Origin of the sequence: Psychromonas aquatilis (assembly GCF_038155185.1) — a bacterium.
Taxonomy (GTDB): Bacteria; Pseudomonadota; Gammaproteobacteria; order Enterobacterales; family Psychromonadaceae; genus Psychromonas; species Psychromonas aquatilis.
Genome location: NZ_JBAKAZ010000471.1, coordinates 1 through 209, shown reverse-complemented (window position 1 = coordinate 209; position 209 = coordinate 1). Strand labels below are relative to the sequence as shown.

The following is a 209-nucleotide window of genomic DNA, read 5'->3' as shown; positions in this document are numbered from 1 at the left end:
GTTCATACAGGATGACTAGAAAGGTTAGCTAACACTAAGCTGATTACAAAAAAAGCTAATGCTAATATCACTGTGGTGCGAGTCATAAAGTTACCTGAACCGCCTGCACCAAATTCTGTGTTTGAAGCGCCAGAGCCTTATGAAGCGCCCATGCCAGCTCCTTTACCTTGCTGGATCAATACAAAACCATCTAAAATAACTGAAACAAT

General features: G+C 41.1%; 1 pseudogene. It reads right to left on the bottom strand.

Going from position 1 to position 209, the window contains the following annotated elements:
* Positions 1 to 11: 11 nt before the first annotated feature.
* Positions 12 to 209 (bottom strand): annotated as a pseudogene (gene secG / locus V6256_RS16200) (preprotein translocase subunit SecG); the annotation flags it as partial.